General features: G+C 54.3%; 22 protein-coding genes. 15 read left to right on the top strand and 7 right to left on the bottom strand.

Translation table 11 applies throughout. The features are described 5' to 3' along the window. The first annotated feature begins 117 nt into the window (after positions 1-117). From BN8_RS01950 to BN8_RS01920, 7 genes are all read left to right on the top strand, one after another. Positions 118-579 (top strand): CHRD domain-containing protein, encoded by a 462-nt coding sequence (locus tag BN8_RS01950; protein WP_009280090.1) that lies wholly within the window; start codon positions 118-120, stop codon positions 577-579. Between the two features lie 134 nt (positions 580-713). Then, a complete protein-coding gene (locus BN8_RS01945) occupies positions 714-1,373 on the top strand; it encodes a deoxyribose-phosphate aldolase (protein WP_009280089.1) in 660 nt (219 codons plus the stop codon). Between the two features lie 69 nt (positions 1,374-1,442). After that, complete coding sequence (locus tag BN8_RS01940; protein WP_009280088.1) at positions 1,443-2,897, top strand: energy transducer TonB; 1,455 nt, start codon at positions 1,443-1,445, stop codon at positions 2,895-2,897. Between the two features lie 136 nt (positions 2,898-3,033). After that, positions 3,034-3,663, top strand: coding sequence for an outer membrane beta-barrel protein (locus tag BN8_RS01935; RefSeq protein WP_009280087.1), 630 nt, complete (start codon positions 3,034-3,036; stop codon positions 3,661-3,663). 118 nt (positions 3,664-3,781) lie between these two features. Next, entirely contained in the window at positions 3,782-4,372 is a 591-nt protein-coding gene (locus BN8_RS01930; RefSeq protein ID WP_009280086.1) for a transporter family protein, read from the top strand. An 81-nt stretch (positions 4,373-4,453) separates the two neighbouring features. Continuing rightward, on the top strand, positions 4,454-5,542 hold the full coding sequence (gene gcvT / locus BN8_RS01925) for a glycine cleavage system aminomethyltransferase GcvT (protein ID WP_009280085.1): 1,089 nt from the start codon (positions 4,454-4,456) through the stop codon (positions 5,540-5,542). A gap of 118 nt (positions 5,543-5,660) precedes the next feature. Beyond that, positions 5,661-6,371 (top strand): 2-phosphosulfolactate phosphatase, encoded by a 711-nt coding sequence (locus tag BN8_RS01920; RefSeq protein WP_009280084.1) that lies wholly within the window; start codon positions 5,661-5,663, stop codon positions 6,369-6,371. Positions 6,372-6,425: 54 nt separating this feature from the next. Here BN8_RS01920 and BN8_RS01915 read toward each other — a convergent pair whose 3' ends face one another. The 4 genes from BN8_RS01915 to BN8_RS01900 all read right to left on the bottom strand — a co-directional run bounded on the left by BN8_RS01915 (position 6,426) and on the right by BN8_RS01900 (position 10,937). Continuing rightward, positions 6,426-6,677, bottom strand: coding sequence for an acyl carrier protein (locus BN8_RS01915; RefSeq protein ID WP_009280083.1), 252 nt, complete (start codon positions 6,675-6,677; stop codon positions 6,426-6,428). A gap of 109 nt (positions 6,678-6,786) precedes the next feature. Then, complete coding sequence (locus BN8_RS01910) at positions 6,787-8,133, bottom strand: TolC family protein (RefSeq protein ID WP_009280082.1); 1,347 nt, start codon at positions 8,131-8,133, stop codon at positions 6,787-6,789. A 28-nt stretch (positions 8,134-8,161) separates the two neighbouring features. Further along, entirely contained in the window at positions 8,162-9,739 is a 1,578-nt protein-coding gene (locus BN8_RS01905) for a DHA2 family efflux MFS transporter permease subunit (RefSeq protein WP_009280081.1), read from the bottom strand. 109 nt (positions 9,740-9,848) lie between these two features. Beyond that, complete coding sequence (locus BN8_RS01900; RefSeq protein ID WP_009280080.1) at positions 9,849-10,937, bottom strand: HlyD family secretion protein; 1,089 nt, start codon at positions 10,935-10,937, stop codon at positions 9,849-9,851. Between the two features lie 171 nt (positions 10,938-11,108). On the opposite strand from BN8_RS01900, the gene BN8_RS01895 reads away from it, so the two are divergent. From BN8_RS01895 to BN8_RS01880, 4 genes are all read left to right on the top strand, one after another. Continuing rightward, entirely contained in the window at positions 11,109-11,609 is a 501-nt protein-coding gene (locus tag BN8_RS01895) for a MarR family winged helix-turn-helix transcriptional regulator (RefSeq protein WP_009280079.1), read from the top strand. A 197-nt stretch (positions 11,610-11,806) separates the two neighbouring features. Beyond that, positions 11,807-13,708, top strand: a complete 1,902-nt coding sequence (locus tag BN8_RS01890; protein ID WP_009280078.1) for a YgiQ family radical SAM protein — start codon at positions 11,807-11,809, stop codon at positions 13,706-13,708. Between the two features lie 206 nt (positions 13,709-13,914). After that, positions 13,915-16,932, top strand: coding sequence for a SusC/RagA family TonB-linked outer membrane protein (locus tag BN8_RS01885; protein WP_009280077.1), 3,018 nt, complete (start codon positions 13,915-13,917; stop codon positions 16,930-16,932). A gap of 18 nt (positions 16,933-16,950) precedes the next feature. Next, positions 16,951-18,330 (top strand): RagB/SusD family nutrient uptake outer membrane protein, encoded by a 1,380-nt coding sequence (locus BN8_RS01880; RefSeq protein ID WP_040005243.1) that lies wholly within the window; start codon positions 16,951-16,953, stop codon positions 18,328-18,330. A gap of 136 nt (positions 18,331-18,466) precedes the next feature. Here the strand turns inward: BN8_RS01880 and BN8_RS01875 are convergent, their stop codons facing one another. Then, entirely contained in the window at positions 18,467-18,829 is a 363-nt protein-coding gene (locus tag BN8_RS01875) for a winged helix-turn-helix transcriptional regulator (RefSeq protein WP_009280074.1), read from the bottom strand. A gap of 111 nt (positions 18,830-18,940) precedes the next feature. Between BN8_RS01875 and BN8_RS01870 the strand changes: the two genes are divergently transcribed. Together BN8_RS01870 and BN8_RS01865 are read left to right on the top strand one after the other, a co-directional pair. Then, complete coding sequence (locus BN8_RS01870) at positions 18,941-19,864, top strand: SDR family oxidoreductase (protein WP_009280073.1); 924 nt, start codon at positions 18,941-18,943, stop codon at positions 19,862-19,864. 328 nt (positions 19,865-20,192) lie between these two features. Then, positions 20,193-20,990: a carbohydrate-binding family 9-like protein gene (locus BN8_RS01865; protein WP_009280072.1), complete on the top strand. Its 798-nt coding sequence runs from the start codon at positions 20,193-20,195 to the stop codon at positions 20,988-20,990. Positions 20,991-21,041: 51 nt separating this feature from the next. On the opposite strand, the gene BN8_RS01860 is transcribed toward BN8_RS01865, so the two are convergent. Both BN8_RS01860 and BN8_RS01855 read right to left on the bottom strand, forming a co-directional pair. Beyond that, positions 21,042-22,478, bottom strand: a complete 1,437-nt coding sequence (locus tag BN8_RS01860) for a Gfo/Idh/MocA family protein (protein ID WP_040005241.1) — start codon at positions 22,476-22,478, stop codon at positions 21,042-21,044. Between the two features lie 124 nt (positions 22,479-22,602). Further along, complete coding sequence (locus BN8_RS01855) at positions 22,603-22,899, bottom strand: SCP2 sterol-binding domain-containing protein (protein WP_009280070.1); 297 nt, start codon at positions 22,897-22,899, stop codon at positions 22,603-22,605. A gap of 120 nt (positions 22,900-23,019) precedes the next feature. Between BN8_RS01855 and BN8_RS01850 the strand changes: the two genes are divergently transcribed. Both BN8_RS01850 and BN8_RS01845 read left to right on the top strand, forming a co-directional pair. Next, a complete protein-coding gene (locus BN8_RS01850) occupies positions 23,020-23,472 on the top strand; it encodes a hypothetical protein (RefSeq protein ID WP_009280069.1) in 453 nt (150 codons plus the stop codon). Positions 23,473-23,543: 71 nt separating this feature from the next. Continuing rightward, on the top strand, positions 23,544-24,284 hold the full coding sequence (locus BN8_RS01845) for a GAF domain-containing protein (protein WP_009280068.1): 741 nt from the start codon (positions 23,544-23,546) through the stop codon (positions 24,282-24,284). Positions 24,285-24,469 lie beyond the last annotated feature (185 nt).

Here is a 24,469-nt window from a genome sequence, read left to right as displayed (position 1 = left end):
TGTCCGCAGCAACTCAACAAAAGTTCTGAACTACCCGTTGGAAGGAGTACATATGAAGAAGGATGCGAACATCCTTTCGTATGCTTACTGCTTTGTCCAACTAAATATCACTACGTTATGAACACCAAAAAGTGGCTCATGGCCATGGCACTGATGGCCGCCCCAATCCTGATGGTCTCCTGCAATGACGACGACGATTCAACGCCCGACGATCCGAACGATACGTTTGGCGCCACGTTGAACGGCGGCCAGGAGGTACCTCCAACCAGTTCGACCGCCACCGGCACCTACACGGCCAACTACAACCGGGTAACGCGGGTACTGAGCTACACCGTAGCCTACCAGGGCTTTACGCCGACTATGGGTCACATCCATTCCGTAACGGCTACCACGGCTGAGGGCAACAACGGACCGGTTTCTATTCCGTTCCAAGGCTCACTGGCCTCGCCTATCTCTGGTACAGTTGCGCTCAGCCAGGCGCAACAGGATGAGATGTATGCTCGCCGTACGTACGTCAATCTGCATTCGGCGCAGTTTCCGAATGGTGAAATCCGGGGAAACGTCCGCCAGACTGACTAGTCGTATTGCGGTTTACCTTCGTTCTTCCGAGAGCAAAAGCCCCAAAACAGGGGCTTTTGTTGTAGTATAGCGTATCAGCGCAAACAACGCGGCTGCCCTGCTGGTCTTATCCATACACGATCAATCCTATCTCCTTGAACCACCTGTTCCCTTACATCGAGCGGACGCTGCTGCATCCGGGCGTAACGATCAACGAGCAGTACGAAGCTTTGGACGAAGTCACACAGCTTGGCCTGGCCGGACTAACGGTTGCACCTTTCTGGGTCAAAAAATTCCGGCGCGAACTGGGCGATTCGCATCCGGCGGTGCTGAGTACGGTCGTCGGTTATCCCTACGGTTACCAGCGCACGGAAGCCAAACAAACCGAAGTCGAATGGGCACTGAAAGACGGGGCCAGCGAAATCGAAGCGGTACTGAACACCTCGGCACTGTTCTCCCCAACGTTTGTCTGGTTGAAAATCGAACTGGTCAAACTGATCGCGCTGGCTCATGCCGAGGAGAAGCTGTTCACGGTCATCCTGGAGTCGTCGCTCCTCAATCGGGACCAATTGGTCAACATGATAAAACTGGCAGCCGACGCCGGAGCCGATTTCATCAAGAACCGGACTGACGCCGATCAGACCAGCCGTTTCTCCCTCGACGGCGCGCTGGCGTTCCGGCAATTAGTACCCTCATCAGTAGGCGTCAAAATCGTAGTGGATGGGGCATCGGAAAGCGAGATGGAACAGTTGGTAGCGGCCGACGTGGAGCGGCTGGCACTGGGTTCGTCGCTGGCTACATTACCGAATAATTAAGCTTTTTTACGTATTCTACTATGTTACTATATTTAGTTAATTTGCGGCTATCTACATCACAAACTGCTCATGAGACCCCTTATTTTTTTCTTATTCCTTTTCGTTAGTCTACCTTTATTTGCTCAAAAACAAGCTTTTAAGCCCTTTGAAGTTGACAAACCAGCCGAGCCCCAGGGCGGTACACAATACCTCGACGCTTTCGTTCAGGCTAACCTTCGCAAACCAATATCTGCCCGGTCGCAGAACATCAATGGCCGTGTAATTATCGGTGCCGTTATTCAGGCCGATGGTTCTCCCACCGATGTAAAGGTTATTAAGTCACTGCGGCCCGATTGCGACCGCGAAGCTATACGTGTGTTTTCGCTATATAAAAACTGGTCGCCCGCCCGAAAAGCCGACAAACAGGTGTCGCAGGAGGTGACATTCCCGATTCTGTTCAAGCCCAACCAGCCGTTTCTCTACGTTAATGGTGCAACCGTCAGCTACTACGATAAGGACTTCAGGGAGTTACCCGACAGCACTGAGCAAGCCCGCTACAAGCAGGTAAGCCCGATGGATTCGGCCGGGTTGCCCACCGCCGACGTCGTCGTATTCGAACGTAAAGGCAAGTCCTGGCAGGAATACAACCGGCTACAGTTGGTCCAGAAAGACGTTAAACCGCTCAACCGGGCCGACAAACGGAGGTACATGCTTGGGTATCAGTCTACCCCTGGCCGGTGGGAAGGAATCGTTTTTGAGATTGACGAAGCCGGAATAATCCGCAGCCAGCAATCGTACGAAAAAGGGAGGCCCGTTGGCACTTCATTCACATTTGACTCCTCCGGCGTCCTGCAACAAAAACGGGAAGAATACGACACGCAGATCGTCACTACATCCTGGTATCCTAATGGGCAACTGCGGCAGGTCCTGGTCAGCCCGTTGCCGAAAGCAAAAGACGGTCATGCACCCGGCAAAATCATGGGTCTGTGGAGCAACACCGGTGAACATCTCGTCCAGGAGGGCAATGGGCTGGCTGTCCTATCTGAACCCCAGCGCTCTGAAAAGGATACGGCCCAGCAAACGCTGTTTGTTGAAAAAGGACAAATAGTCGACGGCCTGAAGCAGGGCGTCTGGACGGGCCGCTACAAAGATGGCTCCTTTTTTTACGAAGAAACTTACGATAAAGGAATTTGCCAGGGTGGTAAATCGATAGTAGCCGGTTCCGATACGCTACGGTACACAACCCTGGAGAAACAGCCTCAATTTCCAGGTGGCATGCAGGCGTTGGGCCAATTCCTGGCTCAGAATCTACGCTACCCTGCCGAAGCCCAGAAAGCCCGGGCACAGGGGCGCGTTCTGGTTAGTTTTGTTGTTAATACCGATGGCACCCTGTCCGACGTACACGTTTTGCAGGGGCTCGGCTTTGGCGCCGATGAAGAAGCGCTTCGGGTAGTAAACAAATCGCCCAGGTGGGAACCGGGTTTTCAACGCGGCCGGCGCGTACGGGTACGGTATGCCCTGCCCATCAATTTTACCTTACACTAAGTTTCCGGACGAAGCAATGGCTTAAGCTATTTGTTTGGCTGCTGATCACTTACTTTACGGCAACTTGTACGGCGATTGGCATGGTCATCGAGACCGGTCGACGCACCAGCCAGTAAGTGACTATGTATGATTCGCTATGAGAAAAACTTTACTGATTCTGCTATTCCTGAATGCCTCGCTATCATATGCCCAGTTTCCGCTGCACAAAAACTCGGTGCGGGCTACGGTGGACTACATGACGCTATCCAATCCTGAGGATGCAGGCTTACGGTTTAGCGTTCAGGCCGCTCGCCATTTTCTCAACGATCGGTTTGTAATAGCCGCCAGCCTTGGCTATCTGACGTATTCAACAGATCAGCAGACGTTTACCGACGTACCGCTAGGCCAGGATCAGCGGACCCGCTTAACCGGCGACCTTACGTTTCTCTACGACTTTCTACCGAGCAATCGCCATGCCTTGCGGGCAGGAGCCGGCCCATCACTCTGGTACCGCGATGATGACGTACTGACGGGGTATTACCTGGTCCGGTTGCCGGATGGTAGCCTTGCGACGACGTCGGTGCAACGCGAGCGCCAACAGACGAATGATTTTGGCTACCACCTGACGGTTGAATACGAATACCTGATCAAACCAAACATATCCCTGCACAGCCGAATTGGGTACGCTGATCTGGTCAATGGTGGTATCAGCGGTATGGCGGGTCTAGGCGTTGGCTACCGGTTTTCATTCAAAAAGCGGACCGTTGCCCAGCCGGTTTCTCAGTGATGATCTTACGGTCCTCACTTCAATGTCAGTCTGTAACGCTGCGTTAAAAAACTTAACATAAAGTTACATATCATCCATCAACAAATGGACGTTTTAGAGGAGTCAACCTTCACCCCTTATGAAAAACGTCCTGTACCTCTGCCTTTTATTACCTTGTTGCGTCAACGCTCAATCAAGTGGCCAACAGGAACCCATTCGCCCTGCCTTTAGTCAATCGTTTGATCGGGGCAACTGGCAATTTACTGCCCGTGGCGGCTATTTGCGCGGCATTTTGTTCCGAAATCGGATCAATACGCAACTCAATGCAGGCTATTTCGTAGCCAACAAATTGCTCCTCGGGGTAGCCGGTCTGTACACCCGTGAGTGGTTAGGTAAAGCTGGTTACCAAACCTTCAGTGCCGGACCGATGGTGCATTGGCAAATTACCCGCACCCGCGTATCCCCCTTCGTTGAGCTAACTTATCAATTTGAACGCCGAACCTTGAATTCACCGGGTATTGCCAGGCGGGAGCCAGGGCTCCAGCGGTCGGCGCTGTTTATGCCGGGATTAAGCATTGGGCTCTCTCCTACCCTCCGCGCAGAATTGAGCTACGGTTTTCAGTATAACGTACGTACGCTTTCTGATGGTTTCTCCAGTCGTCGGTACATAGGCTATTACGCTCATCCTCAGCTTGGTCTTTCTTATATTGTTGCTCGAAAGCGCGGTTAGCTGCCTCAGATTGGATCTGTTCGGGTTATTAACCGGTTTATCCCCATTTTTCGATAAATTTGTCGGATAATCCCCGATTAAATGTCCCTGAAGCAAGTTCCTCTCCATCACGTTCATCAGCAGTCAGGCGCGAAGATCGTGCCGTTCGCGGGTTTCGAAATGCCCGTTCGCTATACCTCCGATCTCGACGAACATAACACCGTCCGTAATGCGGTCGGCATTTTCGACGTATCGCACATGGGCGAATTCATCCTCAAAGGTGAGGGGGCGCTGGACCTGATCCAGCGCGTATCGGCCAACGATGCGTCTACGCTCTACGACGGTAAGGTGCAGTATAGCTACCTCCCCAATGACCAGGGCGGCATTGTCGACGACCTGCTCGTGTACCGGATCAGTGCGGTCGAGTACATGCTCGTTGTCAACGCGTCGAACATTGACAAAGACTGGAACTGGATCAGCCAGCACAATACCGACAACGTTGACATGGTCAATATCTCCGACGGTATGTGCCTGTTTGCCGTGCAGGGGCCGCTGGCGGCCAAAGCGCTCGAATCCCTGACCCCGGCCAAACTGGACTCGATGGGTTACTATACCTTCGAGAAAACGGATTTTGCCGGAGCGGCCAACGTCATCGTGTCGGCCACGGGTTATACGGGTGCGGGCGGCTTTGAAATCTACGTCGCCAATGAGCAGGCCGAAGGGGTCTGGCACGCGATTATGGAAGCCGGAAAACCTTACGGCATCAAACCCATCGGACTCGGTGCCCGCGATACATTACGACTCGAGATGGGGTTCAACCTATACGGTAACGACATCACCGACGAAACTTCTCCCATTGAAGCCGGACTGGGCTGGGTTACCAAATTTACCCATGACTTCATCGGGGCAGACCAGTTCAAACAACAGAAAGAACAGGGCGTCAGCCGGAAACTGGTCGGCTTTGAGATGATTGACCGGGGCATTCCGCGCAGTCACTACGCCCTCACTGATGCCGACGGCAACGCCATTGGCGAAGTAACGTCCGGTACGCAGTCGCCCACGCTGGGAAAAGGGATCGGCCTCGGCTACGTATCAACGGCCTTTGGCAAACCCGGCACCGAGATTTTTGTAAACGTGCGCGATCGACTCCTGAAAGCGCAGATCGTTAAGCTTCCTTTCGTAAAAAAATAAGCTGAACCGGGATTTAAGGGATTGAGCCGATTAACACGACTTTGTGAAGCGTCCTGCGCTTAACCAAAGCAAAATCCTGCCAATCAGGTCAATCCCTTAAATCCCAGTTCTGACAACTATGAAACAAATCGACGTTTGTTTGACACCGGAACTGTTGCATCTGCACGCAATGGATAACACCATTGTGATCGTTGCCGACGTATTCCGGGCGACATCCTGTATGGTGACGGCCTTTGCCTATGGCGTGGACAGTATCATCCCCGTTGCCACCATCGACGAATGCCAGCTCTGGCAGGAACGCGGCTACCTGGCCGCAGCCGAACGTAATGCCCGCAAGGTAGATGGTTTTGAACTGGATAATTCGCCATTTACGTACATGCAGGAAATGATTCGGGGCGAAAAAGTGGCCATGACTACTACCAACGGCACGTATGCCATCACCCGTTCACGGGCGGCCGTGAAAGTGTTGGTCGGTTCCTTCCTGAATCTGGAAGCCATTGCGCGGTATCTCCGTTCGGAGCCGTACGATGTGCTGGTGCTATGCGCGGGCTGGAAGGGTAAAGTCAATCTGGAAGATACGTTGTTTGCGGGCGCCCTGGTTGACCGGCTGAAAAGCCACTTCATGACCGCCGAAGACAGCGCCCTGATGGCCTGGCGACTGTACCAGCAGGGCAAAGACAACCTGCTCAGCTACCTCGCCAATTCGTCGCACATCCGGCGGTTGCAGCGGCTGGGTATTCAGCGCGATATCACCTATTGCCTGCAACACGACCTCTACGACGTAATTCCGGTGCTACGTGGCAACTCGCTGGTCAGCATGGAACTATAAAACGAAAAGCCAGGCCCGAAAGCCTGGCTTTTCAATGGTATCTGACTGACATCGTTAAACGACCTCAGCCACCTGCTGTTCGTTTTGCAGGTACTCGTATACGCCTTGCAGCGTGGTTAGTTTCGGATAATCTTCGTCGGGAATGCGGATACCGAACTCCTGTTCCAGTTGCATAATCAGATCCACGCTGTCGAGGCTATCGAAGCCCAGATCCCGGTTAAAATGCAGCGGGTGGCCGTTCTGTTCGGCCAGGGCCGATTCCTGAACCCCAAAATTCTTGAGTAGCTGGATAACGCGCTCTTTCATAATTTGCCGTTTATAAGGTTGATGGGTGATGTACTTTCGTTACTACTAACTCCCACCGGGCGGGGTTTGGTATGTAGCGACGCCATCAATTTTAGATTTTTTAACAACGCTACTGCAGGCTCTCCCCAAGCAACCGCTTCAACTCAAGCCGGTTGAGCAGCAACTGGTATTGAAAATTCAATTGGCCAAGTTCTGCTTCTTCCAGCCCCGTTTCCGCACTCTGCAATTCCACGTTTGTAATCACCCCATTGCGCAGCCGGGCATTGGCGATATCCAGCGCCTTTCGGGCCTGGAGCACCTGCGTTTCAAGATTTTGCAGGCGGGTCTGGTTGCTCCGGATGTCGGCGTTCAACTGCGCGATGCTCTGCCGTAGCTGAGCGTTGGCCGTTTCGAGGGCGTAGCGACTGGCATTCAGGTTAAGGTGAGCCGCCTGATTCTGCAAGTTGTACCGATTGCCGGCATAAAGCGGCACCACAATATTGATCCCGGCCGCCATATTGGCCCGGGGCTTCTCCACTTCCAGTGGGTACCCGTTCTTAAATCCCGCCGTCCCACTGAACGCGATACTCGGCTGTCCGGCCCGTTTGTTCACCAGAATATCGGTCTCGGCCGCCCGCAAACGGTCCTGAGCAAGCTGTACGTCCTTGTTGCCGGCCAATATGCCCTGTACATCTCCGCTGAGATCGAGCGGCTGAACCGGCGTACCGGCGGCCGGTACGCCGGCGGCAGCTAGCCCAGCGTTGAACTGGTTGACGGCCTCGCTAACGTTTGGATTTGGAATACCCGTCAGGTACGTCAGCAGGGCCAGTTGGCGTTCCAGTTGGTTCTGGATTTCGATTCGGCGGTTCGTAGCCACTTTCACCCGTACCGCCTGCGTCAATACGTCGTATTCGAGAGCGTCGCCGTTTTGCAGTCGTGTGGCCAACAACCGCACATTAGCCCCTGCTGTTTTGATCACCGAATCCTGCACGGCCAGACTCTTCTGTAAAAACCCGACACCGTAGTAAGCCGCGGCCACCTGGTATCCCAACGTCTGCTGGGTCAGTTCATACGTCCGGCGCAGCACCTGTACGTTGTCGGTCGCCTGCCGAACCGCAGCCTCCGTCCGACCAAAATCGTAGATCGTCTGCCCGATACCGACGTTGCCGTTGATGTTGTTGTTCGGGGCCAGCTTCAGGGTAGCCTCCTGGCCGTTAATTGGAAACGTAACCTGTGGTACCGGTGTGATGTACGTGTAATTGCCGTTCAGGTTAACCGATGGACGTAGCGCCGTTCGGGCGATGTCGATCCGTAGCTCACCGGCCCGGATAAGCTGGTCCTGTTGTTTCAGCACCGGGTAGTTAGCGTTGGCCTGCTGGATCAGCGTCCGCAGTTCGTCGGGCAGCGGCACCGGTTGTGTCTGAGCCTGAGCAACACTACCGGCCAGGGCAGCGACGACTATTAAAATTGATTTCATTGAGTTTGTCACGAGTAGAAAACCAGTTTTAGTGCGCTGCTTCAGCGGCTGCTTTAGCCGTGGCAGCATCCATTTTTTTGTTCTGCAACAGGAACAGCAGCGGAAACGACACGATGAAGAACACTCCCGCCAGCCGGAACGTATCGAGGTACGCCAGCAGCAGCGTCTGTTTCTGAACCGCCAGTTCGAGGTTACGGTAAGCCCCAGATATGGCGTCGAGTGAGTTGATACCTTTCGCAATCAGTCCTTGCGCGATGCTGTTGATCCGTTCGGTTGCCAGCGGGTTATCCGGGTTGATGTTCGATACCAGATCGACGCGGTGATACGCCGACCGCTGGGCGATGTAGGTGTTGGTAATCGCCACCCCAAACGCCCCACCGAGCTGCCGCGTCATGTTTGTGAACGCGATACCGGTCGGCAACTCAAACGGCTTCAGCGTCGAAACGGACGAGTTGATGAGCGGTACGTTCAGAAAGGCCAGACCAACCCCACGGATCAGCAGTGCCTCCGTAAAATAGCCGTCGGTTGTTTCGGCGTTGTAGCCCGACATCATGAAGCAGAAAACAGCAAAGAGCACGTAGCCCGCCATCACGATGTAGCGGGGCGACACCCCCTTGGCCAGCAGCCGGCCTACCAGCGGAAAGCAAACGGCCGCGATGGCTCCGCCCGGAATGAGCAGTTGGCCTGTTTTAGTAGCCGTGTAGCCGATCACCCGCTGCACAAACAGCGGATACAGCAGTACGGACGTGAACAGACCGTATCCGACCACAAAGACCAGAAAAGCCCCTAGCGCCAGATTACGGTTTTTTAGCACCCGCAGGTTCAGCACCGGCGTTTTGGTACCACGGAGTTCGTACCAGATGAAGAAAGGTATGGCAATAGCCGCGGCCACCGTCAGGTACAGGATGATGTTATCCTCGAACCAGTCGTCGGCTTCACCACGCTCCAGTACGTACTGCAAACTACCCACGCCTACGGTCAGCAGCAGAATTCCGGTCCAGTCGATGTTGATCTTACTGCGGTCAATGTCATACTCGTCTTCTTTCTTCTCGATGAAATTCAGGCTCAGAAAGACCGCCAGAATCCCCACCGGAATGTTGATGTAGAACATCCAGCTCCAATGGTAATTATCGATGATGTAGCCGCCCAGCGTCGGTCCGAACGTTGGACCCAGCACGATACCCAGACCAAACAGCGCCGACGCCAGCGCCCGCTGCTGGGGCGGAAAGGCATCGAACATGATTCCCTGTGAGGTTGACAGCAGGGCTCCACCGCCTACCCCTTGCAGGAAGCGGAACGCCACGAGCGTCCAGAGGTCCGGGGCTACGCCACAGCCGTAGGAGGCCAGCGTAAACAGAATAATTGAGCCGATGTAGTAGTTCTTACGACCGAAGTAACCCTGCAAAAAGCTCGTCATCGGAATCACGATTACGTTCGCGATGCCATACGACGTAACGACCCACGAAACGTCTTCGATGGTAGCGCCGAGGTTACCGGCAATGTCGGTCAGGCCGACGTTCACGATCGACGTATCAATCAGTTCCATAATGGCCGCCGAAACAGCCGTTATGACGACGATCCACCGCCGAAATCCACTTTGTGCCATGATTTAGAGGGGAGAAAAGGCCGGAGAGGGAGGAAAGGCGGAGGGAGAATGGAACCGTTCAGCTCCCTTTCCTCCTCTCCTCCCTTTTCTCCCCTTCCTCCTTTTAATCTTAATTACCTACCTGAACAGCGACTTCTGTGCTAAGCCCCGCCCGCAGTTGTTCCTTGTAGTTTTGCGGATTCTGGATTTCGATTTTGACCGGCACCCGCTGCGTGATTTTCACGAAGTTCCCCGACGCGTTATCGGGGGGCAGCAGGGCAAACCGGGCGCCCGTCGCTTCCGACAGTGACACAACCTTCCCCTTGATGTCAAGATTGGGATAAGCGTCGAGCTTGATGTTGACCGGCTGGCCGATTTTCATTTTTTCAAGCTGGGTTTCCTTAAAGTTAGCCACCACCCAGAACGTCGAATCGGCGACGATGGTCATCAGGTTCTGGCCGGGCTGTACGTACTGGCCTACCACTACGTTTTTCCGTCCGATCTTTCCCTCGATAGGAGCCGTAATCTGGGCGTAACCGACGCGCAGTTTCGCGTTTTCGATGGCGGCCTGCTTCACTTTCAGAAGCGCTTCTACTTTCTGGATGTTCGCCTGCGCGCGCTGAATAGCCGCCTGTGCTACCCCCTGGGTCGTACGGGCCTGCGCCACCTGCTCGACCGTTGCCTGATACTGACTGGCCTGCACGTGCGCGTTGTTCCGGGAATCTTCCAGTTGCTTTTGTGTCAGCGACTGCTCTTTGTATAGGTTCTGGTCGCGGTTCAGATCATTGCGGGCTTTATCGCGACGGATCGCCTGCACGTCGGCATTTGTCTGCGCCACTTTCAGGCCAGCCTGTACGTTTCGCAAATTTGCCTGAGCGTTGGCCAGTTCGGCCCGGGCCGTCTGCAAATCGGCCAGCGTTGACTGATAATCGGCCTCAGCCTGTTGCAGGGCCACATCGTACTCCTGCGGATCGATGGTTGCGAGGACCTGTCCTTTCTTAACCGTTGCGTAGTCGGCCACATTTACTTGCTGCACGTAGCCCGCCACCCGCGCCAGTACGGGAGCTGAGTTACCTTCAATCTGAGCGTTGTCTGTCGTTTCAAACTTCTGGTTGTAGCGATACGACTGAAATCCGTAGAAAGCACCCGCCAACAGCACAATGGCGATAATGATGCGGGGCATGTTCTTACGGAATGAGTTGGTTTCTTCGGTTGCCATGAACGTATATGTACTTACTGATTGAATGCGCGTTTAGAACAAATAATTTAGTCAACTTGTTTGACTATCCGAGGGCAAAAGTAAACTGAGTTGACTTTATAGTCAAGGAAGTTGACTATATTTGTACAGACATTGTTCGAGAATTCATGTGATTTATTTTATTTTGCCAATATGATCGTCGAAAAAGACAATACAGCGTTTGACTTTGAAGAGTTTAAGCTCATCCGGGGCCGTGCCTTGGGTCGTCTGATCTGGCGCCTGAAGCGGTTCATGGACAACTTCATTGAACCCCGGTTGCACGCGATGGGCTATACCGATTTCAAGATGAGCTACCTGATGTTTCTGGCCAACATCAACGAAAATGGTATTACAAATAATGAGTTAGCCAAACGTGCCTGCGTGACGAAGCAGATGATGAGTAAAATTGTCAGTCTGCTGGAAGCTGAAGGGTACATTTATACGCAGAAACATCCGACCGATTCCCGTTCTAGTGTGATCTTTCTCAACGAGCGCGGAAAAAAGCTATTCATCGCGTTGCGGGAGTGTATGCAGGAGGCCCGTAACCACTTCGACGCCATTGTTGGCCACGACCGTATGGAAATGGTCATTGATACAATGGTCGATCTGGTTACTGAGTTGGATAAAGACAACGAGTGCCGCACGCAGGCATAAGTGTCAATGCTACGACAACAGAACCAATCACCCTACTTTAATAGTAGATTACCAACCTCCTGAAATAACGAAGTTAATCAATTCGCTTTCAAGCAAATAAACCGCATACACGAGATCCAAAAGCGACAATTTGGCCCGGTGTGAATGGAATTATTTTGTAATTTCGGTGTTTCTCAGGTAGACTTTTTCACGTACTCATGATTGAAAGACCAATAACAGACTGGTTACCGCTGACGAAACAGGAAGTAGAGAAGAGAGGCTGGGACGAAGTGGATATCGTGCTGGTGTCGGGCGATGCCTACGTCGATCACCCGGCGTTTGGCACGGCTGTGATTGGTCGGATCATGGAGAGTGAAGGCTTTCGCGTAGCGATCATCGCCCAGCCCAACTGGAAAGACGACCTGCGGGATTTCAGGAAATTCGGTCGCCCGAAATACTTCTTCGGCGTTACGGCCGGGTGCATGGACTCGATGGTCAACCACTACACGGCCAACAAGCGCCTGCGCTCCAACGATTCCTATACGCCTGGTGGCGAAGCGGGTTTCCGCCCCGACTACGCGACCATCGTGTATTCAAAAATCTTAAAGGAATTATATCCCGACGTACCGGTACTGCTCGGCGGCATCGAAGCGTCGCTGCGCCGGGTTACGCACTACGATTACTGGCAGGACAGGCTCATGCCGTCGATCCTGGTCGATTCGGGGGCCGATATGCTCGTGTACGGTATGGGTGAACAACCCCTGCGCGAGATTCTGAAACTGGTGCAGAAAGGCGTACCCTTTACGTCGATGCGGACCATCAACCAGGTGGCATTTCTGCACGATACCAAAACCGGCCCCCTGCGCGATTACAATAACTGGGAAAACGTTGAGCTAGCCAGCCACGAAGTTTGCTTGGAAGATAAGATCAGGTACGCGGCCAACTTCAAGATCGTGGAGGTGGAGTCGAATAAGTGGCAGGCCAACCGGATTACGCAGCGGGTGGGTGACCAGGTTCTGGTAATCAATCCGCCGTTCAAGACGATGGACGAGACTGAGATCGACAAGTCGTTCGATCTGCCGTATACGCGTCTGCCGCACCCAAAATACAAAAAGCGGGGCCCGATTCCGGCCTACGAAATGATCAAGTTCTCGGTCAACATGCACCGGGGTTGTTTCGGCGGCTGTAGCTTCTGTACCATCTCGGCGCACCAGGGTAAGTTCATTGCCTCGCGGTCTGAGAAGTCGGTGCTGAAGGAAGTCGACGAAATCACGAAGCATCCAGAGTTCAAAGGGTACATTTCCGACCTGGGCGGCCCGTCGGCGAACATGTACAAGATGAAGGGCAAAGATGAGTCGATCTGCGCCCGTTGTCAGAGCCCGAGTTGTATTCACCCGGTGATCTGTTCAAACCTCGATACGTCGCACAAGCCCCTGACGGAACTCTACCGCAAGGTGGACGCCAACCCCAATATCAAGAAGGCGTTTGTTGGCTCAGGTGTTCGCTACGACCTGCTGGTCGATGATTTCAACAAGAACAACGAAGACGGCAACCACGATGAGTACATGGAGCAGCTCGTTACGCGCCACGTATCGGGTCGGTTGAAGGTAGCTCCAGAGCATACATCGGACGATACGTTGCGCATTATGCGGAAGCCGTCGTTCAAATACTTTAAGCTGTTCAAGAAAAAGTACGACAAGATTCAGGATAAGCACAACCTGAAGCAGCCGCTGATTCCGTACTTCATTTCGTCGCACCCCGGTTGCGAGGAACAGGACATGGCGAATCTGGCGGCCGAGACCAAAGACATGGGTTTTCAGCTCGAACAGGTGCAGGATTTCACGCCCACGCCGATGACGGTGGCCGAGGTCATCTACTACTCGGGTGTTCACCCGTATACGCTGAAACCAGTCAAAACGGCCAAAACCCGTGAGGAAAAACAGGCGCAGAACCGCTACTTCTTCTGGTACAAGCCCGAGTTCAAGGACTGGATTCGCAACCGGCTGAACAAACTCAACCGCCCGGATCTGGCCGAAAAGCTGGTAGGAGTGCCCAAGAAGCCAGACGCTAAGAAGTCGTCGTATAAAAAACCGTTCGATTCCCGAAAGAAGAAACGGTGAAGCCGCGCTGGCTGAGCCAGTGATTACACTTTAGTAACGTATTTATAAAAAAGCGATGGTCTCTTATTGGGGTCGTCGCTTTTTTAGTTACTCTATAGTATTAATATTCTAATTTTTTATTTTCCTATTCTCATTTTTAATGCTATTTTAATGGGCCCAATTTTTAGCGCTTTGGGTACTTATCATCAACCTAAACATATCCATTCATGCAAACTACTACCTATCGCCGACTGGCCAGGTTTGTGCTGTGGTCAGGGATGTGCCTGTTACATGCGGTCGCTTTTGCACAAACGACAGTCAGCGGCACAATCAGGTCAGAAAATGGTACACCTATTCCGGGTGCAAACATCGTGGTGAAAGGCACCTCCACCGGAACAACCAGCACTGCCGACGGAACGTACACGCTCAATGTCTCGCAACGAAACGCCACGCTGGTGTTTTCCTCGATCGGCTTCCAGTCCAAGGAAGTAGCCATTGGTTCAGGCAACACCCTGAATGTTACGCTCACTGAAGACGTCGCCAATCTGGAAGAAGTGGTGGTAACGGGGCTGGCAACCAGCATCAAGCGATCCAACCTTGCTAACGCCATATCGACGGTTTCGGCCAAGGAGCTGATCGGTACCACGCAGATTCAAACCGTTGACAATGCCCTTTATGGTAAACTGACCGGGGTGAACATCAACACCAATGGCGGAGCGCCGGGTGGAGGTGTTTCCGTTCAGCTCCGGGGTATTTCGTCGCTGGTGGGAGCCTCGCAGCCCCTATATATCATTGATGGAGTCTATGCCAACAACGCCGTAAACCGTAACGGCCGGGGAAGCGTAACGGGCGCGTCGGGGGTCGAAACCCAGGACGATGCAGCGAACCGTATTTCCGACCTCAACCCGAACGACATCGAAACGGTCGAGGTACTGAAGGGGCCCTCGGCTGCGGCTATTTATGGAACACGGGCCAACGCGGGCGTTATCATCATTACCACCAAACGGGGCACCGCCGGCAAAACCCGCCTGACCTTTGCGCAGGACTATGGCTTCGCCGTGGCGCAGCGGCTGCTGGGCGTCGACAGTTGGTCGGAGGACAAGATCAACACGTTCTTTGCCGCAGCCCGGCGGCCTGTCGAACTGGATCGGTTCCGGGCGTCCAATGGCCAGACGTACGACTACGAAAAGTATTTCTACGGCAACACGGCCCCGCTCTCAAACACACGACTGGGTCTGTCGGGCGGCAACGACAAAACCCGGTTTTACATTTCAGGAGCCTTCACGAACGAGAAGGGCATCATCCGGCGTACAGGCTTCGAACGGTACTCCATCCGGGCCAACATTGATCATAAATTGACCCAGGATATTACGCTGTCGGTCGGCTCCAATTACATCAACACCAACACCGACCGGGGCTTTACCGGTAACCAGAACAACTCCGGGGCCAGTATCGGCTACAACATCGCCTACGTACCCAACTACTTCAGCCTGTTTCCGGACGCCAGCGGTCGCTACCCCGACAACCCGTATTTCTCGGAGAACCCGGTGGCCGTTACGGATCGGGGCATTAACAACTCGAACGTGAACCGCTTTATCCAGTCATTCAACCTGACGGCCAATCTGTACAAATCAGAGCGGGTGCTGCTCAAACTGATCGGCCAGGGTGGGCTGGATTTTGCGCAGAACACAACGCAGGTTTATTTGCCCGAGGATCTACAATTTCAGCGTGCCCAGGGCAACCCGGGCGACGTAATCTGGGGGAAGACCGAAAACGTCAACACGAACTTACAAGCGGCTCTGGTGTTCAACTGGAACGTCAATCGCGTCAACCTCACCTCTCAGGTAGGTGTAGTTCGACTGAATTTCCGCGAGGATCGCCTGCTTAACCGGTCGCGGGGGCTGGCCGGTGGGCAGAACAACCTTCGGCAGGGAACGGTCCAGGAAATCTTTGACCAGCGGTTCCAGAAAGTTACCGATGTAGGGGTGTTTGCCCAGCAGGAAGCCAACTGGGAGGATAAAATCATCGCTACGGTGGGCGTTCGCTGGGATAAATCGACGCTTATCGGCGACGCCAACCGCTTCTGGGCGTTCCCGAAAGCTTCGCTGGCCGTCAACGTAGCCAACTTCAATTTCATCCGGTCGTCGGGGCTATCCACTATTTTCTCGCAGATTAAACCCCGCGTTGCCTATGGCGAAACGGCGGGCGTGCCGGCCTTTGGTACGACCTTCACCCCGCTGAACTCGGCAAACATCGGTGGTTTGCTGGGATCGGTCGTCACCACGGCTGCGGGTAACAATGCCATTGAACCCGAGCGGGCTGGTGAGCTGGAGTTTGGCCTCGACTTAGGCTTGTTTAACAACCGCATTTCGCTGGAAGCTACGTATTACGACAAGCAGACGCGGAGCAATATCCAGAACCTGCAACTGTCGCCAGCCGTTGGTATCAGCACCATTCCGACCAACCTGGCCCAGCTTCAGAATCGGGGGGTTGAACTGGCACTGAGTGTCGTACCGGCGCAGCTTATCAATTTCCGCTGGAACACCCGCCTGATGTGGTGGCGTAATAACCTGCTGCTGACCCGGCTTGGCATTCCCCCTTACAACTCGGGGGCGTTCGGCGTAACTCTGGGTACGTTCCTGTATCAGGAAGGTTTCTCGCCAACAACCATCGTCGGAACACGACCGGCGCGTGATGCCAGCGATACGCCACTGGCTCAGAACGTCCGTACGGGGGCGTTCATCCTGGGTAATAGCCAGCCCGACTTCCAGATGTCGTGGCTGAACGAGTTTACCCTGTTCGGCAAAATCGATGTCAACATGCTCTGGCACTGGAAGCAGGGCGGGGATAACATCAACCTGACGCAGTTCCTGATGGATTCGGGCGGCACAACGCCTGACTGGGATGATGACGATAACGGAGACGGGACACCCAATGGCCGGCAGCGCGGCCTGGCTCCGCACAACGGCGCCGACCGGTGGGTACAGGATGCGTCGTATGTCCGGCTCCGCGAGGTTGCCGTTTACTACAACCTGCCGGTACAATCCTTTGGCAAATGGTTCAGCAGCCGCATCTCCCGCATCCGTATCGGCGCATCGAGCCAGAATCCGTTAACGTTTACCAACTACTTCGGCTACGACCCCGAAACGTCTACGTTCGGCGTGCAGGCCGTTGGTTCAGGGGTCGACATTGCTCCCTACCCCACACAGCGTCGTTTCTTTGGCCATCTCGTCGTTGAATTCTAAGCCAAGCCAGATTGACCCATGAAAAAACTTCTCATATACATACCGATGCTCGCGGGGCTGCTCATGCTGAATGCCTGCAGCTTTTTTGAACTCGACGCCCCGAACGACCCGAACAACCCATCGCTGGGCAGTGTATCCCAGAATGCATCGCGGACCCAGGTACAAAACCTGATTACCGGTCTGGAATCGCGCCACCGCGACTACGTATTCACCGTAACGATGCTGTACGGTACGATGGGGCGTGAACTCTGGTACCTGAATGCCTCCGACCCACGCTGGCAAACCGACTGGCTGGGTATAAACGGGCGCACGGCAACGGCCAATATGTTCGGCTATCTGCCTACGTATCAGAACCCCTATTTTGCCATTCGGCAGGCGCTGACCACGATTGACGCCGTTCGGAACACCAATACGTTTACGGAGCAGGAAAAGAACGCCGTATCGGGTTTTGCCAAGACCCTGATGGCGTATCAGTACCTGATTGTGGCGCTGGGGCAGTACGAAAACGGCATCCGGATCGACATCAGCGACCTGCAAAACCCAGGTCCATTTCTTCCCTTTAACGAAGCGCTGGCGCAGATTAAACGAATCATCGACGAAGGCGATACAGAACTCTCCAACGCGGGTACGGGCAATTTCCCCCTGCGCCTGACGAGTGGCTTTACCGGAAATGGATTCGGGACAATTGCCGCCCTACGTCAGATGAACCGCGCTATTGCCGCCCGGCTGGCTGTGTACCAGCAGGACTGGCAGGGGGCAATCTCGGCCGTAAACAACTCGTTCTACAACGCCACGGGTAGTCTGGATGCGGGACCGGCCCATACCTACGGCGCTCCTCCCGACTCGTTCAACCCGCTGTTTTTTGTGTTGAACGCCAACGTAACCACCATGATGGTCGTTCATCCGTCGGTGTTGCGGGACACGATCCCCGGCGATGCGCGGGTACGGACCAAGTTCTTCCGGCGAACCGCGCCCGTTGCGGTTACCGCCGACGGTACGTCCCTGGCCGGGCTGTTTCAGGACCGGCGGTTTCCGGTCAACACAAGCGAGGTTAAGTTTATCCGCAACGAAGAGCTAGCTCTGATCCTGGCCGAAGCCAATGCGCAGTTAGGCAACACGGCTGCCGCCGTTGCTGCCATCAACCGGATTCGGACGGCTGCCGGTATTGGTAACTACACTGGCGCAACGACCCGCGATGCGCTGATCAACGAAATTCTGTTTCAGCGCCGGTATTCGCTCTGGGCCGAGCCCTGGGGCCACCGTTGGGTCGACCTCCGTCGTTATGACCGGCTCAACGCCCAGAACGTAGACGTAACGCTCGACCGGGGTACTATTTTCCGGCAACTGGCCCGTCCTCAGGCCGAGATCAACTGGGATGAGTACGTAAAGAATCGCTGATACAGCGTGTCTGCGCCGGTTGCTTCCCACAATAGCCGCAGGCAACGTACTAAAATCGGTACTAATCCGACAAACACGAAGCCGTTCGACGAACTCACTGTTGTCGAACGGCTTCGTGTTTGTCAGCCGTACGGTATCAAGCGGGTACGGCTTCTTCCTTTGCTGGGTGCATGATCCGTTTTCGGTGTTGCTTTCCCCAATCGCCAAGCGCGACCATGACACTATCCAGCGAACGGCCGTAGTCGGTCAGGCGGTAGTCTACCGATACGGGCATGGTCGGGTACACGCGTCGCTCGATCAACTCATTCAGTTCCAACTCTTTCAACTCCTTCGACAGCATTCGGGGCGTAATGGTACCCAGGGCTCGTTGAATTTCACTGAATCGCATGGGGCTTTCCGAGAACAGTAAGGTCATAATAAGCAGCTTCCATTTGCCGCCAATAAGCTCCAGCGTGTCGGAGATGGAGCGAAGGTGCGCCGTGCAATACGTCTCTTTCATATTGATTATCAGAGGCTATGGTGAAGTATAGTACTATACAAAAGTATAGCCATATATTTTATATAGCAACTCAGCCCACCTTTGTGACGTAGTTTAAGCAAACGATCCGTCATGGACACTAACAAAAAACTCAAAGTACTGGTGTACGGTGCCACGGGCTCACAGGCCGGTGCTATCCCGACCCGGCTGCTGGAACGCAGCCATCAACCGTACGTACTCACCCGGTCGGCTCACAAGGCAGCACATCATGCGCAGGCCGGAGCCACTGTTGTAGAAGGCGATATGGCCGACGCCAACCGGTTGCGCGAACTCAGCGAAGGCATGGACGCCGTATCGCTGCTGATTCCGTTTTTCGCCAACCCCGCGGAAGTGATCAACTACGGCCGTCAGGCGATTGATGCCGCCAAAGCCGCTGGGGTAAACCTGCTGGCCTGGAATACGAGTGGATTCATTTTACCCGTCCGAACGGGTAACCCATCGATCGACGTACGTATTGATATTCTGGACTACCTGCAACGCAGTGGCTTGCCCTACATCGTGTTGCAACCCAGTGTATACCTTGAAAACCTGCTCGGCCCCTGGACGGCTCCTTTTGTTGCGAACGAGAATCGGGTAGCATACCCGGCACCGAGCGATATGCCGATAAGCTGGATTGCCTCCGACGATGTCAGTGCGCTGGTGGTAGCCGCCCTCGAACGACCCGAACTGGCGGGTGCCAACTGGCCGATCAGTGGTCTGGAGAACCCGGACGGACCGGCCTTGGCCCGTGCGTTTTCCGAAGGCTTAGGCCGCTCGGTCGACTACTACGCCATGCCGCCCCGCGACTTTGGTGGCATCCTGGATCAGTTGTTCGGGCCGGGGGCCGGAGCCGCTGCCGCCAGCGAATACCAGCGGATGTGGGACTTCCCCGACCAGCGCCCAAACTTCCAGGTGGATATGCAGCCGGTACTGGACAAACTGCCGGTCCGAATGACGTCCATCAGCGAGTGGGTAGCCCAACACAAAGCCGTTTTTGCCGCGCCTGTTCCGGTTTAGATCGAACCGAGTCATCCGTATACGTACCCAGCCTGACGACGCCAATGCCAGGCTGGGTATGTGTTTTTTTGATGGAGTAGCGGGCAATAACGAATGGGGACCCCTACCCGATCAGACGAATTTGAACAGTTTCATCTTGGCACTACGCTTTACCCCAAACCCCTGAAGGGGCTTAGCGCTGCTTACCATGGACCCTTGAAATTAGCAGCGCTAAGCCCCTTCAGGGGTTTGGGGTGAGGATATGCAAAAGCTATTCTAGTAGCCCGGGCCGAATGGCACCAGCATCGACTTTACGGGTTTTGCCGTATGTTTGGCTAAACATCCTGCCATGATACAGCCTTACATCGCCCAAAAAGTCAACGAAACCATAGCCATCAACGGCGATGTCACTAAGCCAGTCTGGCAGTCGGCTACGTGGAGTCAGCGCTTTGTTGATATGGTCACCGGTGCGGCAGGCCTGTATGACACCCGGGCGGCTATTCTCTGGAACGACACCCATCTCTACGTCGCTTTCTCGGCCGAAGAACCATTCGTAGAAGCCCACCAGACCAGGCGCGATTCAATCATTTTCCTCGAAAACGACCTCGAACTCTTCATCGACGGTGGCGACTGTTACTACGAACTGGAAGTAAACGCCCTCAACACCATCTACGAAGTGTTTTTCATCTGGCGCGATGCCTACCAGCGGGGCAGCCGGTTCGACGTACCACTTTTCGACGTACACCAGCCGCACGCTATGACCTTTGGGGGTGACTACGACCGGAGCGGTTCTTCATTCTGGTACGGTACCCATCCTCGCGGCACACGCTGGGCGTTCCTGAACTACGATATGCCGGGCCTGCAAACGGCGGTTCAGATCGACGGTACGTTAAACGACAACAGTGACATCGACCGGGGCTGGAGCCTGGAAATTGCCATTCCGTGGCAAAGCCTGACGTGGCTGGCCAATGGTCGTTCACTGCCGCCTGAAAACGGCGATCAGTGGCGGCTCTTCCTAGGCCGCTTCCAGAAACTGACGGTATCGGGTAAGGAAGTACAGCCCCATCCGGCGATGGTCATGACCCCGCACGGATTATACGATACCCACCAGCCCGAACGCTGGAGCGTTGTTGAGTTCCAAAGCTGACTCCGGGCCGTATTGATTATGCAGTAGAAAACCTTTCCTCCTTTTCTCCCCCTATAAAGAATACCCCCCGTTATACTGCCGCTTCACGAACTGGTTGGCGAAATCAAAGTTGGTGATCCGCATGTGTTCGCCGTCCCAGAACAGTTTTTTGCGGCCGGGGAAGGTGAACCCGCGTCCGTCGGCTCTGGGTTCGCGGGCCATGTAGCTGCGGGTGGCCAGATTGCCCATCAGGACCGTCTCGGTCAGTGGACCGGCTTCGTCAAACGAAGAAGACGTGTAAGCACCGTAGCCTTGCTTGCAGGCTTTGACCCATTGCTGCTGATGCCCATCCGTTTTGCCCTCCACGAGCGGTTTTTCAGGTGTGGGCAGGGACTTGTTCTCAAACTTGTCGCGGGGTAGCAGAATCGGGTCATTCCCGAACAGGTTACCCGCCAGCATGCCTTTTGTACCGATGAACAATACGCCCCCGTCGACACTACGAAATACGTCTTCGTAGGCGATGCCTTCGGGAAGCTGCGGCCGGATACCCCCATCGAACCACGATAGTTTGATCTCTTTCACCTTCCGGTCTTCGGAAGGGAACGTCAGGTGAATAGCGGCCGACGGTGGACAGACATCATCAAAGAAAGCCTCCTGAAAGAAGTCAGCGTATACGGACCCGACGCTGCACTCGACCGACGTTGGGTATTTGAGTTTCAGCGCCCGGAACGGTACGTCCACGAAGTGACACCCCATGTCGCCGAGCGCGCCCGTACCGAAATCCCAGTAGCCCCGCCACCGGAACGGCATATACGCTTCGTGGTATTCCCGCGCCGGGGCCGTACCGAGCCACAGTGGCCAGTTCACTTCGGGCGGAATTGGCTGCGACTCGCCCTTATCCTTGGGCGACCTGACGCCCTGCGGCCATACGGGGCGGTTAGTCCAGCAATAGACCGTATGCACGTGCCCGATCGTCTTGTTCTGAATCGCCGTTTCGATGATCCGCGTCGCATCGCCACTACTGCCCTGGTTGCCCATCTGCGTCACCACCTTAAACCTGCGGGCGGCCTCGGTCAGCATCCGGGCCTCGTAAATATCGTGAGTGAGGGGTTTTTCTACGTATACGTGCTTGCCAAGCTGCATGGCCGCCATCGCAATGGGTGCGTGCATGTGGTCGGGCGTGGTAACGATCACCGCGTCGAACGTCTTACCCGCTTTGTCGAGCAGTTCGCGGTAGTCCTGAAAATAGGGAGCGGACGGAAACTTTTCGCGGTATTTTTTGGACTGCCGATCATCAACATCGCACAGTGCGACGATGTTGTCGGAGCCGTTGTTATAAGCCTGTTGTATGTTAAAATCGGCTTTCCCACCACAGCCGACGGCCGCGATATTCAGCTTGTCGGAAGGCGCTACATAACCTTTTCCTAATACGTGGCGGGGTACAATATAAAACGCAGCCGCCGTTAGGGCACTGCTTTGCAAAAATTTACGTCGTGAGGGATTAGGCATTTTAAAGAGCGAATGAGTGAAAGAGTGAAACAAACCATCGCTGTGGCGCACCATCGCAATGGCGGAGTGAATAAGCGAATTTATCAAATCGCTCTTTCAATCTTTCACTCTTTCGCTCTTTAATTTACGCCATCACCTGGCCCATCTTCATGGCTACGCCCATGTCGCCTTTTACTTTTAACTTGCCGGACATAAACGCCATCATGGGGTTCAAGTCGCCGGTGCCCATACGTACCAGATCGTCTATTTTGACGTGTAGTTCACAATCGGCGGGCTGGTCGTCGTTCGATACAACAGCCGGCGATTGGGTTGCATCAATATAAACAACACCCTGTTCGGTTACGATCTTGGCGGTTGCGTTCAGGCTGTCGGCGTGAGTAGCTTTGGTGCGGATTTGTTCGGTTAGTTCCTGGAGGCTCATACGAATAGCTGGTTATTGAGTTTTCATTATGGAAACTCTCGCGCGAAAATAAGGTTTTTAGGTATAGCGGACGGATGTCTGCCTTAACAGTATAAAGTGGGTTTTAACCCGCCCAATAGCATGCGTTCCCAATTTCTGACCCTTCTTTGTGTATTAACCTTTCTGAGTTGCGGCTGGGGCCTTTTTGATTCGGCCGTTTCGTTCTGGCGGACCGATGCCATTTCGCAAACTCCCTACATTAAGCGGACACTAACCCCTGAACAGCAAAAACAACAGCCTACCGAATACTTCGAGGACCGGTCATCGGGCGATGCTCCCATGCCCGGCGATCCGGAAGAGATCCGTTCGCTGGCCATTGCTCAATTTGTGTATTCACTGCTCACACTGATTGGCGCAATTCTGATGTTTCGACTCCGCCGGATCGGCTTCTGGATTTACCTGCTGGGTGTGTCGACCGGCTTAATTTTACCGTTCATACTGGCCGGCAGCGACGCCTTCCTGCATACGTTCGGGGTCTTTTTCAGCATCATTTTCGCCGTGCTGTACGGCTTCAACCTCCGCGACTTGCGATAGCCCTCTGGTCGACGTGATGCAATTCCGTTCCTATTTGTCGCTATCTTTGTTTCTATCACCATACACATCTGATGAAATCAGCCCCCCTGCCCGACGACGAGTCTGAACGCCTGAAAGCCTTACATTCGTACAACATCCTGGATACCCTACCTGAGGGAGTATACGATGACATCACCCGGCTGGCTTCTGAGATTTGCCGCACACCCATTTCGCTGGTCAGTCTGGTGGATGAAGATCGGCAGTGGTTCAAGTCAAAACGGCGGTTAAACGACGACGAAACACCCCGCGAATACTCGTTCTGCGCCCATGCGATTCTGAAGCCCGACGAAATTTTCGTTGTTCCGGACGCACGTACCGACGATCGTTTTTTCGACAATCCCCTCACCGTTAGCGATCCCCGGGTAGTGTTCTATGCTGGTGTACCGCTCGTTAACCCCGATGGTCACGCGCTTGGCTCCCTATGCGTCATCGACCACCGCCCCCGTACCCTCACCGACAATCAGCTAATGTCGTTGAAAGCGCTGGCGAGGTGGGTAAGTACGGAGTTTGAACTGCGAAAAACTCAGTTGGCCCTCACCGAAGCCCAACAGAAACAGAAAGCCGAGCATCAGGCCATCGTGGTTGCCAGGCATACGCTCCAAACGGACGCTCAGCCTCTGCTTCAGTCTATTGTTTCAGCGTCGGATACGCTGGCCGGCAGCGCCCCCCGCCCTGATCAGCTCTCCCCTATCACAACCATCCAACAGAGCATTAACAGCCTCAGCCAGTTCCTGAAAACGCTCCTTAGCAGCACCACAAATTCAGTAAAGTAGTGTCTGACCCTACCTGGATGATTCCGGACTTTCCTCCAGGAAAGCACCGTATACTTTATTCAATATATTTGTAACATCCATTGAGTACAAAATGGAACTACCGGATAGTCCACGGTGCTTCGCTGTGGGCTATTTTGTTTGTGAAAGGCGTCTAACCGATAACTGATCCTGGATTAGATGTGTTA

Origin of the sequence: Fibrisoma limi BUZ 3, assembly GCF_000296815.2 — a bacterium.
GTDB classification, from domain to species: Bacteria; Bacteroidota; Bacteroidia; order Cytophagales; family Spirosomataceae; genus Fibrisoma; species Fibrisoma limi.
The sequence above is the reverse complement of the archived record's forward strand: the minus strand, read 5'-3'. Positions and strand labels throughout refer to the sequence as shown.